Source organism: Kitasatospora sp. NPDC049258 (assembly GCF_040678895.1).
Lineage (GTDB): Bacteria > Actinomycetota > Actinomycetes > Streptomycetales > Streptomycetaceae > Kitasatospora.
This window is the reverse complement of record NZ_JBFAQT010000014.1, coordinates 91,148-106,445: the sequence shown is the minus strand read 5'-3', so window position 1 is coordinate 106,445 and position 15,298 is coordinate 91,148. Positions and strand designations below refer to the sequence as shown.

15 protein-coding genes are annotated in these 15,298 nt (G+C 72.7%); 5 read left to right on the top strand and 10 right to left on the bottom strand.

What is annotated here, in order from left to right:
* Window positions 1–59 precede the first annotated feature (59 nt).
* The gene (locus AB0K43_RS14820; RefSeq protein ID WP_033822576.1) at window positions 60–419 is read right to left on the bottom strand and encodes an NADH-quinone oxidoreductase subunit A; all 360 of its coding nucleotides are present in this window, start codon (window positions 417–419) and stop codon (window positions 60–62) included.
* A 522-nt stretch (window positions 420–941) separates the two neighbouring features.
* Here AB0K43_RS14820 and AB0K43_RS14815 point away from each other — a divergent pair.
* The 3 genes from AB0K43_RS14815 (at window position 942) to AB0K43_RS14805 (ending at window position 3,305) form a co-directional block, all read left to right on the top strand.
* The gene (locus tag AB0K43_RS14815; RefSeq protein WP_363639549.1) at window positions 942–1,670 is read left to right on the top strand and encodes a DUF2278 family protein; all 729 of its coding nucleotides are present in this window, start codon (window positions 942–944) and stop codon (window positions 1,668–1,670) included.
* A gap of 130 nt (window positions 1,671–1,800) precedes the next feature.
* Window positions 1,801–2,460: a peptidylprolyl isomerase gene (locus tag AB0K43_RS14810; protein ID WP_363639547.1), complete on the top strand. Its 660-nt coding sequence runs from the start codon at window positions 1,801–1,803 to the stop codon at window positions 2,458–2,460.
* 341 nt (window positions 2,461–2,801) lie between these two features.
* A complete protein-coding gene (locus AB0K43_RS14805) occupies window positions 2,802–3,305 on the top strand; it encodes a GNAT family N-acetyltransferase (protein ID WP_363639698.1) in 504 nt (167 codons plus the stop codon).
* Window positions 3,306–3,327: 22 nt separating this feature from the next.
* On the opposite strand, the gene AB0K43_RS14800 is transcribed toward AB0K43_RS14805, so the two are convergent.
* The 8 genes from AB0K43_RS14800 to AB0K43_RS14765 form a co-directional block, all read right to left on the bottom strand.
* Window positions 3,328–3,759, bottom strand: a complete 432-nt coding sequence (locus tag AB0K43_RS14800) for a GNAT family N-acetyltransferase (protein ID WP_363639545.1) — start codon at window positions 3,757–3,759, stop codon at window positions 3,328–3,330.
* A 146-nt stretch (window positions 3,760–3,905) separates the two neighbouring features.
* The gene (locus tag AB0K43_RS14795) at window positions 3,906–5,192 is read right to left on the bottom strand and encodes a geranylgeranyl reductase family protein (RefSeq protein WP_363639696.1); all 1,287 of its coding nucleotides are present in this window, start codon (window positions 5,190–5,192) and stop codon (window positions 3,906–3,908) included.
* Window positions 5,193–5,292: 100 nt separating this feature from the next.
* The gene (locus AB0K43_RS14790; protein WP_363639543.1) at window positions 5,293–5,985 is read right to left on the bottom strand and encodes a demethylmenaquinone methyltransferase; all 693 of its coding nucleotides are present in this window, start codon (window positions 5,983–5,985) and stop codon (window positions 5,293–5,295) included.
* Between the two features lie 156 nt (window positions 5,986–6,141).
* Complete coding sequence (locus AB0K43_RS14785) at window positions 6,142–6,747, bottom strand: hypothetical protein (protein ID WP_363639541.1); 606 nt, start codon at window positions 6,745–6,747, stop codon at window positions 6,142–6,144.
* A gap of 154 nt (window positions 6,748–6,901) precedes the next feature.
* Complete coding sequence (locus AB0K43_RS14780; RefSeq protein WP_363639539.1) at window positions 6,902–7,510, bottom strand: hypothetical protein; 609 nt, start codon at window positions 7,508–7,510, stop codon at window positions 6,902–6,904.
* Window positions 7,510–8,742 carry a cyclic dehypoxanthinyl futalosine synthase gene (gene mqnC / locus AB0K43_RS14775; protein ID WP_363639537.1) on the bottom strand — a complete coding sequence of 411 codons (1,233 nt, stop codon included), beginning with the start codon at window positions 8,740–8,742 and terminating at the stop codon, window positions 7,510–7,512. The genes AB0K43_RS14780 and mqnC overlap by 1 nt, the downstream gene beginning before the upstream one ends.
* A gap of 146 nt (window positions 8,743–8,888) precedes the next feature.
* On the bottom strand, window positions 8,889–10,490 hold the full coding sequence (locus tag AB0K43_RS14770) for a serine/threonine-protein kinase (RefSeq protein ID WP_363639535.1): 1,602 nt from the start codon (window positions 10,488–10,490) through the stop codon (window positions 8,889–8,891).
* Window positions 10,491–10,590: 100 nt separating this feature from the next.
* A complete protein-coding gene (locus AB0K43_RS14765; protein ID WP_363639533.1) occupies window positions 10,591–11,472 on the bottom strand; it encodes a menaquinone biosynthesis protein in 882 nt (293 codons plus the stop codon).
* Window positions 11,473–11,819: 347 nt separating this feature from the next.
* On the opposite strand from AB0K43_RS14765, the gene AB0K43_RS14760 reads away from it, so the two are divergent.
* Together AB0K43_RS14760 and AB0K43_RS14755 are read left to right on the top strand one after the other, a co-directional pair.
* The gene (locus AB0K43_RS14760; RefSeq protein ID WP_003998944.1) at window positions 11,820–12,023 is read left to right on the top strand and encodes a cold-shock protein; all 204 of its coding nucleotides are present in this window, start codon (window positions 11,820–11,822) and stop codon (window positions 12,021–12,023) included.
* 253 nt (window positions 12,024–12,276) lie between these two features.
* Window positions 12,277–13,893 carry an MFS transporter gene (locus tag AB0K43_RS14755; protein WP_363639531.1) on the top strand — a complete coding sequence of 539 codons (1,617 nt, stop codon included), beginning with the start codon at window positions 12,277–12,279 and terminating at the stop codon, window positions 13,891–13,893.
* A 69-nt stretch (window positions 13,894–13,962) separates the two neighbouring features.
* Here AB0K43_RS14755 and AB0K43_RS14750 read toward each other — a convergent pair whose 3' ends face one another.
* A complete protein-coding gene (locus AB0K43_RS14750; protein ID WP_363639529.1) occupies window positions 13,963–15,276 on the bottom strand; it encodes a dicarboxylate/amino acid:cation symporter in 1,314 nt (437 codons plus the stop codon).
* Window positions 15,277–15,298 lie beyond the last annotated feature (22 nt).

Here is a 15,298-nt window from a genome sequence, read left to right as displayed (position 1 = left end):
CAAGTCCGGTGGCGATGACGCCCGTTCACCTTGCGCGCCGGTTCACAAGGCCGGCCCGGTCAGTCCCACTCCAGACCGCCGCGGCGCCACACGTAGGCGTACGCGACGAAGACGGTGGCGATGAAGAGCAACATCTCGACCAGCCCGAAGATCCCCAGGGCGTCGAAGCTGACCGCCCACGGGTAGAGGAAGACGATCTCGATGTCGAAGACGATGAAGAGCATCGCCGTCAGGTAGTACTTGATCGGGAACCGACCGCCGCCCACGGGCTGCGGGGTCGGCTCGATGCCGCACTCGTACGCCTCCAACTTGGCCCGGTTGTACCGCTTGGGGCCGGTCAGTGAGGCCATCGTGACGGAGCCGACCGCGAACGCCGCCGCGATGGCACCGAGTACGAGGATCGGCGCGTAGGCATTCATAAGCCCCCGCTCCCTCCGTCCAGTCGTCCTTGACTGCAGATCGGAACCGCAGGATCACCGCAGGTGAGCCCGTGATCCACTTCCTGAGATCCAACTCATGTGAGGCAGTTCACAAAGCCTGGATCGAGCGCATCCTATGCCCGTCCGCTTGTGATCTGCGACACGCAGTCCCAGACGATCTTTGTGATCTACGCCACCTCGCAAAGGATCACGTAGGCGATCAAGTCGCAATCAATCAACACAGTGGAGGCAAATGGGCACAATCAGTCGCATTCAACAGTGAAGCGACAGGTCAGCGGCTCGCGCCTATATCAATCACGCGACGCCCGAAGCAAATTTCGGCCACCTCAGGTTGACGTGTTATAGGCCCTCACCCGCGAGAGTGGCCGGCCCGGTGCAGCCGCTTGACCCTTTGTTCACAAGCGCACGAACGCGGCGGTCCGCCGGATGCCGCCGCGGGACGCCACGACCACACTGGAAGCAGCACCCGTTCGCTCGCTTCCGCGCGCAGAGGAGCCGGCCATGTCGTTACCGCGCTACGGCGTCGCCATCGGCACGTTCCGGGAGTTCACCCGCGATCCGACCCACGACTTCGGCGAGTGGTACCACGGCCACCTGGTCCTGGACACTCCGCAGGGGCCCTACCAGGCGGCGCTGGACGTCGACTCCCCGAGCGGGGTCGGCGTCGCCTACCGGGTGGTCGACCGGCTGGAGGCCGCCGGCACCGCCGCCGTCCGGGCCCTGCCCGACGGCTTCCACCTGCTCGCCCGGCGCCCCGACTCGGGCGCGCTCGACTACCAGCGCAGCCCGATGCTCCGGGATCCGGCCTGGCTGCCGACCCTGCACACGCTGGTCGAGCGGCTGGTCGAGGCGCTGCTGCACCCGGCGGTCGGCGCCCCGGTGTACGGCCCCAACCTCGCCGACCGGCTGGCCGCACTGCTCGCCCGGCTCCGGGCGCCGCTCTCGCCGTGGGTGGCCAGCGACGGCGACAACGCCCTGGACGTGCTGGAGTCCAGGCTGCGCCGGGCGCACCGGATCTACGTGTTCGGCCAGGGCTTCACCGACGGCCCCGGCGTGCACGACGTCCACCTCAACCAGGGCGACCCGCCCGGCAGTCAGTGGTACGACACCGACGGCATCTGGCAGGACGGGGCGGTGCTCTGCGAGCGCCCTTCGGGCGAACTGACGGCCTGGCAGATCGAGTTCAACACCCAGCGGCTGCCGACCGACTCCGAGGGACACCCGATCTGACGGCCGGCTCCGCTGCCGGCTGCGACTCGGGAGTGGCGCAGGAGTAGCCACGGGCACAGTGGGCATGGATGACACGTTCGCGAGTGACACGTCCATGCCACCAGGCCCGTTCCCTCCGGAGGTTCCGCACGTGAAGCGCAAGCACTGGGCCCTGCTCCTGGCCGCCGCCACCGTCCCGCTCACCCTGGCGACCACCGCCGGATCCGCCGCCGCGGCCCCCGCGCTCCAGGTCGGCTGCACCTACACACCGGCCGTACCCGCCGACAACTTCAAGGGCATCCCGGTCTTCGACGCGGTCAAGGCCGCCAAGCCCTACAAGGCCACGCTGAAGACCCGGCAGGGCGACATCACCTTCAAGGCGCTGACCGACCAGGCTCCGTGCACCACCTTCTCGTTCCGCTTCCTCGCCGAGCACGACTTCTTCGACAAGAGCCACTGCCACCGGCTCACCACCCAGCGGATCTTCGTCCTCCAGTGCGGCGACCCGACCGGCACCGGCAGCGGCGGCCCGGGCTACTCGTTCCCGGACGAGAACCTGACCGGGGCGACCTACCCGGCCGGCACCGTGGCGATGGCCAACGCCGGCCCAAACACCAACGGCAGCCAGTTCTTCTTCGTCTGGAAGGACACCAAGCTCTCCCCCGCCTACACCCCGTTCGGCCAGGTCACCGGCGGCCTCGACGTGCTGCAGAAGATCGCCGCGGCGGGCGAGGACGACCAGAACGGGCCCGGCGACGGCTACCCGGCTCTGAAGACCGACATCCGCAACGTCAAGATCGCCAAGGGCTGACGCCGGCCCCGCTCCCGTACGGTGGGGGCCCACCCCCTCGCCGTACGGGAGCCGCGCACATGGACCGGACCACCTGGCAGACCGTCGACGCGCTGGTCGCCTGGCTGGACCGGGAGAGCCGGCTGCCGGCGGGTGACGAGAAGCTGCTGCGGATCCTCAAGCTCTCCGAGGAGGTCGGCGAGGTCGGCCGGGCCGTCATCGGCGCCACCGGCCAGAACCCGCGCAAGGGGGTCACGCACAGCTGGCAGGACGTCCAGCACGAGATCTGCGACGTGGTCCTCGCCGCCCTGGTCGCCCTGCGCACCCTCACCCCGGATGCCTGGGAGGTCTTCGAACAGCGGATGGCGTACGTCGAGCGGCGCTCCCTCGGCATCACCCCGACCGAGCGGCTCGACCTCATCCCGCTGCGGGAGGAGCACGCCGAGGAGATGGCCGCCGTGCTCGCCGACCCGGCCCTGTACACCTTCACCGGCGGCGCCCCCGACACCCCCGCGGAACTGCGCGCCCGCTACCGCCGGCTGGCCGCCGGCTCCCCCGAGCCCGGCACCAGCTGGCACAACTGGGTGGTCCGGCTGCGCACGGAGGGCTGCCTGACCGGGTACGTGCAGGCCACCGTCACCGGCCGCACCGCCGAGCTCGCCTGGGTGGTCGGCACCCCCTGGCAGGGCCGGGGCATCGCCACCGAGGCGGCCCGCGCCGCCGCCGTCGAGCTGACGGCCGGCCAGGTCGACACCCTGGTCGCCCACATCCACCCCGACCACCACGCCTCGGCCGCCGTCGCCACCGCCCTCGGCCTCACCCCCACCGACCGGTGGTACGACGGCGAACGCCGCTGGCAGTCCTGACCGGGCGCACCGCCGGCCCGCCCTACTGCTCGCCGAGCGCCATCCACTTCTCCGGCTTGGCCAGCGGCTCGAAGCCGACCTTGGCGTAGACCTCGTGGGCGTCGGCGGTGGCCAGCAGGACGCGCCGCAGGCCGTACTCGTCGAGGTGACCGCGCACGGCGGCGGCCAGCGCGGTGCCCAGACCGCGGCCGCGCGCCGCGGGAGCGATGTAGACGTCGCAGAGCCAGCCGAAGGTGGCCCGGTCGGTGACCAGCCGGGCGTAGCCGACCTGCGCACCCGAGGCACCGTCGTAGACACCGAAGTTGAGGGAGTGCGCGATCGCCCGGTCCTGCTTCTCCCGGGGGCGGCCGAGCGCCCAGTAGGCGTCCTCGGAGAGCCAGCGGTGGATCAGTGCGGCGTCGAGCCGGGCCGGGTCGGTGGAGATCTCGTAGCCGTCCGGCAGTTCGGTGTCCATGCCCGGATCCAAGCATTCCGACCCCGGAACGGGCCAGCGAAATCCTGCGGCCGCCCTGCCCGGGCCCGGGCGGATCCGGGCGGGGGCGGGGCGGCCGTCAGGCGTCAGGCGTCAGGCGTCAGGCGTTCGGGGTCAGGCGTTCGGGGTCAGGCGTTCGGAGCGACCTTGGTGAGGCCGTTGATCAGCCGGTCCATCGCGTCGCCGCCCTGGGGGTCGGTCAGGTTGGCGAGGAGCTTCAGGGTGAACTTCATCAGCAGCGGATGGGTGAGGCCGCGCTCGGTGGCAATCTTCATCACCTTGGGGCTGCCCAGCAGCTTCACGAAGGCGCGGCCGAGCGTGTAGTAGCCGCCGTAGGTCTCCTTGAGGACCTTCGGGTAGCTGTGCAGCACCCGCTCGCGCCCGGTGTCGGTGATCCGGGCCGCGGCCTGGACGATGACGCCCGCCGCGATCTGGCCGGATTCCATCGCATAGGCGATGCCCTCGCCGTTGAACGGGTTGACCATGCCGCCGGCGTCGCCGACCAGCAGCAGGCCCCGGGTGTAGTGCGGCTGCCGGTTGAAGGCCATCGGCAGGGCCGCGCCGCGGATCTTCTCGGTCATGTTCTCCGGGGTGTAGCCCCACTCCTCGGGCATCCCGGAGCACCAGGTGGTGAGCACCTCGGGCCAGTTGAGGTTGCCGAAGGCCGGCGAGGAGTTGAGGATGCCGAGGCCCACGTTGGAGGTGCCGTCGCCCATCCCGAAGATCCACCCGTAGCCGGGCAGCAGTTCGTCCTTCTTCCGCGGATCCCGCAGCTCCAGCCAGGACTCCAGGTAGTCGTCGTCGTGCCGGGGCGAGGTGAAGTACGTCCGGTAGGCGACGCCCATCGGACGGTCCTCCTTGCGGTGCAGCCCCATCGCGACCGAGAGCCGGGTGGAGTTGCCGTCGGCGGCGACCACCAGCGGGGCCTTGAAGACCACCGCCCGCTTCTCCTCGCCGACCTTGGCGGTGACGCCGGTGATCCGGCCGGTCCGCTCGTCCAGCACCGGGCCGGTGACGTTGCACCGCTCGTACAGCCGGGCGCCGGCCTTCTGGGCCTGACGGGCCAGCAGCTCGTCGAAGTCGGCCCGCTTGCGGACCAGGCCGTAGTCGGGGAAGGCGGCCAGCTCGGGCCAGTCCAGCTCCAGCCGGACGCCGCCGCCGATGATCCGCAGGCCCTTGTTGTGCAGCCAGCCGTTGTCGGTGGAGACGTCGATGCCCATGTCGACCAGCTGCTTGGTGGCCCGCGGGGTGAGGCCGTCACCGCAGACCTTCTCGCGCGGGAACTCGGTCTTCTCCAGCAGCAGCACGTCCAACCCGGCCTGGGCCAGGTAGTACGCGGTGGTGGAGCCCGCCGGGCCGGCGCCGACCACGATGACGTCCGCGGTGCTCTCCACGGGGCTGTCCGGCTTCGTCAGATCGGCTGCGGTGTCGGTGGTCACGGCTGGCACTCTCCTGCGAACGGCGGTGTGGGGGCTCGGTCCGGCTGGGCTGCGGACGCCCGCAGCAGTCTAGTTGTCAGACCTTGAAGCCCCGGTGCAGGGCGACGATGCCACCGGTGAGGTTGCGCCACGCGACCTTGGACCAGCCGGCCTGCTGGAGCTTGGTGGCCAGGGCGGGCTGGTCGGGCCAGGAGCGGATCGACTCGGCGAGGTAGACGTAGGCGTCCGGGTTGCTGCTGACCGCGGTGGCGACCGGCGGCAGCGCCCGCATCAGGTACTCGGTGTAGACCGTGCGCAGCGGCGTCCAGGTCGGCGTGGAGAACTCGCAGATCACCAGCTTGCCGCCGGGCTTGGTGACCCGGTACAGCTCGCTCAGCGCCGCGTCGGTGTCCTGCACGTTGCGCAGCGCGAAGGAGATGGTGACGGCGTCGAAGACCCCGTCGGCGAAGGGCAGCCTGGTGGCGTCGCCGGCCGTCAGCGCCAGCTCGGGGTGGCGGCGCTTGCCCTCGGTGAGCATGCCGAGCGAGAAGTCGCAGGGGACCACCTCGGCGCCGGACTCGGCGAAGGGCAGCGAGGAGGTGCCGGTACCGGCACCCAGGTCGAGGATCCGCTGCCCGGGGCCGGCACCGATCGCCTCGGCCACGGCGCGGCGCCACAGGCGGGTCTGGCCGAGGGAGAGGACGTCGTTGGTCCGGTCGTACTTGGCCGCGACGTCGTCGAACATCGCGGCGACTTCGTGCGGCTGCTTGTCCAGGGAGGCTCGGGTCACACCACCCATTGTTCACCTTGGCACCGGCGGGGCGGCAGACGGGGTGTCCCCGGGTGCGGCGCGCGGTGGCCCGGGCAGGCGCTCCGCACACCCACGCACGCCCCGGCGCGGCGGCGCGCGGTCGGCGCGGCCGACGGCGGACATCGGCGCGCGGCGTCAGCGCGCGGCGCGGCGGCCGCCCTTGCGCCGCCGGCGGGAGCGCTTGCCGTGCGTGATGGCGGGCATCCCGTTGCCGAGCGCCTCGGTGGCCAGCGCGACCGTGGTGCGCACCCGCGAGCCGCCCTGCCGCACCGGGTTGGCCCGCCGGTGGCGCCAGATCCGGAACACGCAGCCGGCGCACAGCAGCAGCGCGATCGGCACGCTGGTCTGCGCCAGCCCGACGCCGACCGGCTGCGGGTAGCGCTCGCCGCAGACCCGGACCGCGCCCGGGTCGTCGGCGGCGTGCTCCAGGCAGATGGTCCCGCCGAGCCGGGCGTCCTCGGGCAGCCAGAGGTCGGCGGCGAGCAGCTGGCGGCCGCCGGCCTGGTAGCGGACCTGGCTGTAGGTGCCGCTGCCGCCGGGCAGCTGGGTGATGGTGCCGTCGACCCGGACGGGGTTGGCGGCGATCCGGTCGGCCTGGTCGGCCTGGCGCCAGCCGAGCACGCAGAGTCCGAGCGCGAGCACCGCGCTGAGGACGGCGACGAGGTACCAGCCCCGGCCGAGCCGTGGCCGAGCCGAGGGCCCGAAGGACCCGTTCGGTCGGGGGGCGGTCGCGGATTGCATGGTTCCCTGTCCTGGCTGCCGTCACCTGAGTGGCTGACCGGGATCGTAGCCGCTGGCGGGCCCTCAGGTCACGGTGGTGCCTGATCATTCGATATGAGGATCGCCACGCTCGGTATGGTTTCCGGCCACACCCTGGCGGGAAACTCACGGCTCGTCACCGGCGGCGGTACAGCAGCCGTCCGCCCAGCACGGTCGCCAGGCAGCAGCCCGCCCCGCGCTCCGCCAGCGCCGCCACGGAGGGCGCGTCGAAGACCGCGAAGTCCGCTGCCGCACCGACCGTCAGTGCACGGTGCGCCAGTTCGCCCGGGCTGCCCGCCGCCAGCGGGTCGAGGCCGCCCGGCCCGCCGTCCCCGGGCAGCGCGGTCAGCCCGGAGCGGGCCACCGCGGTCCGGACCGCCGGCAGCTCGAACGGGCCGGCCACCGCCGTGGTCCCGAAGGCCAGCATCCGCTGCAGGCCACGCCGGGCGCTGCCGCTGCGGCGGTCCGGGTCGACCTCGATCAGCAGCGGCGCCTCGCCCAGCTCCTCGCGCGGGTCCGGGTGGTAGGCGCGCTCGAGCAGCCACCGGCCGGCCGGGTTGCGCAGACCGGGCAGCAGCAGGCCGCCCCACTCCCGGACCCGGGCCCCCGGGTGGGCCAGCTGCTCGTACGGCCCGAGCGCCGCCACCAGGGCGCCGTCCACCAGCACCGCCCCGTCGGGGATCGACGGGGCGGTGGGATCGGCCGGGTCGGGCACCAGCAGGGCGGCCCGATGGAGGGTCAGCATCAGCTCGCGGAGAGGATCTTCAGCTCGGGGTGCGCGGTGCCGCCGTCGAGCGCGGTGGAGGCGATGTGCGAGGCCACCCGGGGGTCGACCGGGTCGTTGGCCGGGTCGTCCAGCACCCGCAGGTGCTCGTAGGTGGTCGCCCGCTGGGCCGGCACCCGGTCGGCCGCCCGGATCAGGTGGATCAGCTCGGTCAGGTTCGACCGGTGCTTGGCGCCGGCCATCGAGACCACGTTCTCCTCCAGCATCACCGAGCCCAGGTCGTCGGCGCCGTAGTGCAGCGACAGCTGGCCGGCCTCCTTGCCGGTGGTCAGCCAGGAGCCCTGGATGTGGGCCACGTTGTCGAGGAACAGCCGGGCGATGGCGATCATCCGCAGGTACTCGAAGACGGTCGCCTGGGTGGAGCCCTTGAGGTGGTTGTTCTGCGGCTGGTAGGTGTACGGGATGAAGGCGCGGAAGCCGCCGGTGCGGTCCTGCACGTCGCGGATCATCCGCAGGTGCTCGATCCGCTCGGCGTTGGTCTCGCCGGTGCCCATCAGCATGGTCGAGGTCGACTCGACCCCCAGCCCGTGCGCCGTCTCCATGATCTCCAGCCAGCGCTCGCCGGACTCCTTGAGCGGGGCGATCGCCTTCCGCGGCCGCGCCGGCAGCAGCTCGGCGCCGGCACCGGCGAAGGAGTCGAGACCGGCCCGGTTGATCCGGGTGATCGCCTCCTCGATGGAGACCTTGGAGATCCGGGCCATGTGCTCGACCTCGGAGGCGCCCAGCGAGTGGATCACCAGCTGCGGGAAGTCGGCCTTGATCGCGGCGAAGGCCCGCTCGTAGTACTCGACGCCGTAGTCCGGGTGGTGGCCGCCCTGGAACATGATCTGGGTGCCGCCGAGCTCGACCGTCTCGGCGCAGCGGCGCAGGATCTCGTCGAGGTCGCGGGACCAGCCCTTGTCGCTCTTCGGCGCCACGTAGAAGGCGCAGAACTTGCAGGCCGTCACGCAGACGTTGGTGTAGTTGATGTTGCGCTCGATGATGTACGTCGCGATGTGCTCGACGCCCGCGTAGCGGCGGCGGCGCACCGCGTCGGCGGCCGAGCCGAGCGCGTGCAGCGGAGCGGAGCGGTAGAGCTCGAGCGCCTGGGCCGGGGTGATCCGGCCGCCGCCCGCCGCGTGGTCCAGAACGGCCTGCAGGTCGGTCGCGGGAAGGGTCTGCTCGGACACCTGGCGGGCCTTCTTTCTGTCCATCCATCGGGTCGCCTCCGCCGGTGCGGGGGCCCCGGCCGACATGACCGAACCAGCCTACGCCAGGCCCCTGCGGCCCCGGCCGAGCCCTCGCCCGAGCCCTCGCCCGGGCCGCCGCCCGACCCTGCTCCGGGCCGCCCCGGCCACCCTCAGCCCTGCGTGACCAGGTCGCCGAACGGGTCGGAACCCAGCGGCGCCTCGCTCACCTGAAGGTGCAGGGTGCGCGGGTCCTTGAGGGTGTAGGTCTGCTTCTCCGGCGTGCCGGTGCACCCCGCGCCGTCCCCGGGCACCGGGCGCTCCTGCACCACGATCCGGTCGGCCGCGACCGACAGCAGGGTCAGCTCACCGTGGCAGACGGTGCTGCTCAGCCGGGAGGCGTTGCTGGTGCGGCCGACCTTCTCACCGACCCGGCCGGCAGTCAGCCGGACCTCGAAGTCACTGGCGAGCGGGACGATCTGGGTGGTGATCGCGCCCTTCCAGGTGCCGACGTAGCCGGCCGGCAGCGCGCCGCCGGTACTCGCGGCCGCGGAGGCCGGGGAAGCGGGCGGCGAGGCGGCCGGGGTCGAGCCGGCGGGGGTCGAGGCGGCCGAGGCCGCGCCGCCGTCCTGGCTCGGGTGGTCGCCGTCCGCGGGCAGGCCCTGGATCCACAGGGCTGCGCCGACCGCCGCCACCACCAGCCCGGCGGCGGCCGCCCAGCCCCACCGCCGCCGGCCCGCGCGCCCGGTGGCCGTGCCACTCGCGGGCGGACGCCCGGGCGCCCCGGGGGCGTCCAGCTCGGTGGGGTGGCGGTCCTCGGGAGCCGCGGCGAGTGCGGCGGCGGCGGAAGCGGAGGCGGGCGCCGCCTGCCGGGCGGCCTCGCCCTCCAGGTCGAGCAGTTCGACCGCGCTGCGGCCCACCGCCGCCGAGAGCGCCGGCGGCAGCCAGCCGCCCTCGCCCGGCTCGGGCGCCCCGGCGGCCAGCAGCTCCCGCAACGCTTCGGGGGTCGGCCGGTCTTCGGGCCGCTTGGCCAGGCAGCGCCCGACCACCTCGCGCAGCCCGCCCGCCAGCCCGTCCAGGTCGGGCTCCTCGTGCAGCACCCGGTAGAGCAGGACGGCCGCGCTGACCCCCTCGCCGAACGGCGCTGCCCCGGTGGCCGCGTAGGCCAGCACCGCACCGAGCGAGAAGACGTCCGAGGCCGCGCCGCCGCGGCCGCCCGCCGCCTGCTCCGGCGACATGAAACCGGGCGAGCCGACCACGAAGCCGGACCCGGTGAGCTCGGCGGCGCCGTCCAGGGCCCGGGAGATGCCGAAGTCGATCAGGCGCGGCCCGTCCAGGGCGAGCAGCACGTTGGAGGGCTTGACGTCCCGGTGCACCAGGCCGAGTGCGTGCACATGGGCGAGCGCGCCGGCCAGGTCCGCGCCGAGGGCGTGCACGGCGGGCCCGGGCAGCGGCCCGAAGCGGCGGACGGCGACGCCCAGCGCCGGCCCGGCCACGTAGCCGGTGGCGACCCAGGGCCGCGGCCCCTCGGTGTCGGCGTCCAGCACCGGCGCCGTCCGGTCACCGCCCACCAGCCGGGCGGCCGCCACCTCCTGACGGAAGCGGGCCCGGAACTCGGGGTCGTCGGCGAGCTCGCCGCGCACCACCTTGACCGCGACGGTCCGGCCGCCCGCGGTGCGGCCGAGGTAGACCCGGCCCATGCCGCCGGCCCCGAGCCGGCGCAGCAGCCGGTACTCGCCGATCTGTCGCGGATCGCCCGCCGCCAGCGGCTCCATGGCCCGTCCCCTCGTGTCGGTCCGCGCGGGTGTCCGGCGGCCCGTCAGGCCGCTGCCGCAGCAGCCCAGACCCTACCGCCGGCGGCGGCCCGGGCCGGGGTCAACCGACCGGCGCCGGCTCCAGCAGGCCGATCGCCACGTCCGGCGCGAAGCCGCTGTCGGCGGCCACCCGGCGGGCGAACTCGGCGATCCCGGCCAACTGGCGCCGGCCCAGCGAGAAGTCGAGGGCCTCGCTGAAGTACCGCTCCAGCAGCGGGGCCTCGAAGGACTCCCAGCGGGCGGCCTGCGCGGCCACCTGGGCGGCCTCGGTCAGCGAGAGGTCACGGGACTCCAGGAAGGCCCGGTGGACGGCGGCCACCGTCTCCGGGTGCCGGTCGGCGTAGTCGCGGCGGGCGGCCCAGACGGCGAAGACGAACGGCAGCCCGGTCCACTCCTTCCACATCGCGCCGAGGTCGTGCACGGCCAGCCCCTGGGTGGGCGCCTGCTGAAGCGAGGCCCGCAGGGCCGGGTCGCCGATCAGCACGGCCGCGTCGGCCCGGGCCAGCATCGCGTCCAGATCGGGCGGGCAGCCGAAGTACTCGGGGCGGACCCCTTCGCGCTCCTCCAGCAGCAGCCGGGCCAGGCGCACCGAGGTCCGGCTGGTGGAGCCGAGGGCGACCGGCCGGCCGTCCAGCTCGGCCAGCGGCACCTTGCTGACGATGACGCAGGACATCACCGGGCCGTCGCTGCCGACCGCGATGTCCGGCAGCACCACCAGCCGGTCGGCGTTGCGCAGGTACTCCACACAGGTGATCGGGCCGATGTCGAGCGAGCCGCTCACCAGCTGGTCGCTGAGCTTCTCGGGGGTGTCCTTGGTCAGGTCGAGATCGAGCAGGTTTCCGGTCCGGGCCAGGCCCCAGTAGAGGGGGAGGCAGTTGAGGAACTGAATGTGTCCGACCCGCGGCCTTACCGCCGCCGGGCCGCCTGCGTCCGTACCGGTCACCGCGCACTCCCTCTGCTGTTCGTACTCTGCTGGCAGGGTATGCCCGCCTTACGGAAGGCCTCGCACCCGGTGGCCGACACACCGCGTACGGCTTTCGGAGACCCCTGGTCGGGGCAGCCCTCGCGTGCTACGGTTCCACACAGTTGCAGTTTGATTCCCCTTGCAGTACTTGGAGCCTGCGGAGCATGTAACCGCAGGCTTTTTGTAATTTTTCACCAGCATCAATTGAGCACTGATTGAGCACTGTGCGAAAAACTCCGGACCCACTCCGGAGGCGGGGCGATCAGCGCAGCGGACCGGGTGCCACAAGGTGTGGTGCCCGCTACGTCGCTCGCAAGGAGAACGGTATGGCGACCGGAACCGTCAAGTGGTTCAACGCCGAGAAGGGCTTCGGCTTCATCGCCCAGGAGGGCGGCGGCCCCGACGTCTTCGTCCACTACTCCGCCATCAATGCGAGCGGCTTCCGCTCGCTGGAGGAGAACCAGGCGGTCAGCTTCGACGTCACCCAGGGCCCGAAGGGCCCGCAGGCGGAGAACGTCACCCCTGTCTGATCCATCCTCTGATGATCTGATCGCTCTGGACCCCGTGTGGGTCTGTCGGCAGCCCTGATCGGCCGCCAGCAAGAGCATGACGAGCAGTACCAAGGGGGCCCGCCCCGGTCCGGTTCTTCCGGACTCGGCGGGCCCCCTGCCTTTGTCCGGGGGGCGGATTCCGGCCATCGTGGTGGTACGACGCCCGCTGACGGTCCGTACCGCGGCGGCGGGTCGACGGGCGGCCCGGCCGGATTGCGCGGACCATGGCGCCATGGGCAGTGGTGCGGGGACTTCGGGGAAGGCGGCGGCCGGGCGGGTCGTCCTGCTGGCGCTCGCGGCCGGGCAGTTCCTGATGGCGCTGGACAGCTCGGTCATGAACGTCTCGATCGCGACCGTCGCCGACGACGTGGGCACCACCGTGACCGGGATCCAGGGCGCCATCACGGCGTACACCCTGGTGATGGCGATGTTCATGATCCCGGGCGGCAAGGTCGGCGCGATCATCGGCCGCAAGCGCGCCTTCATGATCGGCTCGGTGATCTACGGCTGCGGCTCGGCGACCACGGCGCTCGCCCCGAACCTCCCGGTGCTGCTGGCCGGCTGGTCGTTCCTGGAGGGCATCGGCGCGGCGCTGATCCTGCCGGCGATCGTGGCGCTGGTGGCCGGCAACTTCCCCCCGGAGCGCCGTCCCGCGGCCTACGGACTGGTCGCCGCGGCCGGGGCCGTGGCGATCGCGCTGGGGCCGCTCATCGGCGGGGTGGCGACCACCTACTTCTCCTGGCGCTGGGTGTTCGCCGGCGAGGTGGTGGTGGTGCTCGGCATCCTCGTGCTGGCCCGCCGGATCGTCGACGCGCCGGCCGCCGAGCGGCCGCGGATCGACCTGGTCGGCGCCCTGCTCTCCGCACTGGGGCTCGGGGTCTTCGTGCTCGGCGTGCTCCGCTCGGGCGAGTGGGGCTGGTTCCGGCCGAAGCCCGACGCCCCCGCCTGGCTGGGGATCTCCCTGGTCGTCTGGCTGATGCTGGCGGGCCTGCTGCTGCTGTGGCTGTTCCTGCGCTGGGAGGCCCGGCTGGTGGCGCGGCACGCGGAGCCGCTGGTGGATCCGGCGCTGCTGGCGAACCGGCAGCTCACCGGCGGCCTGACGATGTTCTTCTTCCAGTACCTGGTGCAGATGGGCGTGTTCTTCGTCGTCCCGCTGTACCTGTCGGTCGCGCTCGGCCTGTCCGCGCTGGCGACCGGCGCGCGCATCCTGCCGCTCTCGCTGACCCTGCTGGCCGCGGCGGTGCTGATCCCGCGTCTGCTGCCGGACGCCTCTCCGCGCCGGGTGGTCCGGCTCGGGGTGCTGGCGCTGCTGGCCGGCGCGGTGCTGCTGCTGGCCCTGCTCGACGCGGACGCGGGCGCGGAGGTGGTCACCGTGCCGCTGCTGCTGATCGGGTTGGGCATGGGCGCGCTGGCCTCCCAGCTCGGCGCGGTCACCGTGTCCGCGGTGCCGGACGAGCAGAGCGCGGAGGTCGGCGGGGTGCAGAACGCCGTCACCAACCTCGGCGCCTCGATCGGCACCGCCCTCGCCGGCTCGATCATGATCGCCGCGCTGACCAGCTCCTTCCTGACCGGCATCGCGCAGAACCCGGCCGTCCCGCCCGAGGTGACCGACCGGGCGACCGTGCAACTGGAGGGCGGCGTGCCCTTCCTGTCGGACGCCCAGCTCACGGCCGCCCTCGACGAGGCCGGGGTCGGCCCGGAGGTGGCCGGGGCCGCACTGGACGCCAACGCCGCCGCCCGGCTGGACGGCCTGCGCGCCGCGCTCGCCGTGCTCGCCCTCGCCTCGGTGCTCGCCCTGTTCTTCACCCGGCGGATCCCGAGCACCCCGCCGCGCTCCCCGGCGCCCTGACGGGAGCCCCGGAACCGGGTCGAGCCCTCCCCCGCCGGGCGGGGAAGGGCTCGACGCACGTCCGAGGGGTCAGGCCGCGACGGCGACCTCGGCCGGGGCGACGGGCTTGTCCAGCAGATCACCCGTCGGGTTGTTGTACGCGGTCAGGTCGAGGGTCTTCTCGCGGGCCGCGACCAGGATCGGCACGACCGACTGGCCGGCCACGTTGGTGGCGGTCCTGATCATGTCGAGGATCGGGTCGATCGCCAGCAGCAGACCGACGCCCTCCAGCGGCAGGCCCAGGGTGGAGAGGGTGAGGGTGAGCATCACGATCGCGCCGGTGAGGCCGGCCGTGGCCGCCGAGCCGACCACCGAGACGAAGGCGATCAGCAGGTAGTCGCCGACCCCGAGGTCGATGCCGTACACCTGGGCGACGAAGATCGCGGCCAGCGAGGGGTAGATCGCGGCGCAGCCGTCCATCTTGGTGGTGGCGCCGAACGGGACGGCGAAGGACACGTACTCGGTCGGCACCCCGAGGCGCTCGGTGACCCGGCGGGTGACCGGCAGGGTGCCCACCGAGGAGCGGGAGACGAAGGCCAGCTGGATCGCGGGCCAGGCGCCCTTGAAGAAGTTCAGCGGGTTGAGGCCGCCGACGAAGCGCAGCAGCAGCGAGTAGACCACGAAGAGCACCAGCGCGCAGCCGACGTAGACGTCGATGGTCAGCGTCGCGAACGGCTTGAGCAGGTCCCAGCCGTACTTGGCGACGGACTTGCCGATCAGGCCGAGGGTGCCGAGCGGCGCCAGCCGGATGACCCACCACAGGGCGGTCTGCACGAGGTCGAGGACCGACTCGCTGAGCTTGAGGACGGGGGCGGCCTTCTCGCCGGTCTTCAGGATCGCGATGCCGACCACGACGGCCAGGAAGACGATCTGAAGGACGTTCACCTTGAGGAAGGCGTCGGCGATGTTGGTCGGGATGATGCCGGTCAGGAAGTCCACCCAGGTGCCGGCGTCCTCGACGCCCTTGACGCCCTCGGTGGACAGGCCGGCGCCCTTGCCCGGGTCGGTGAGCAGGCCGAGGGTGAGGCCGATGGCGACCGCGATCAGCGAGGTGATCAGGAACCAGAGCAGGGTGCGGACGGCCAGCCGGGCGGCGTTGGTGACGTTGCGCAGGTTGGCGACGCTCACCACGATCGCGGTGAAGACCAGCGGCGGCACGGCCAGCTTGAGCAGCTGGACGAAGGTCTTGCCGATCGTCTCCAGGGTGGTGGTCAGCCAGGAGATGTCCTGCGAGCGGGCGAGCCAGCCGAGCAGGCCGCCGAGGACGAGGCCACCGACGATCTGGACCCAGAACGGGGTGGCGCGGACCTTCGTCAGGAACGAGGGTGCGGTGGGTGTGGACATGGGCGTGCGGCTCCGGGGAGAC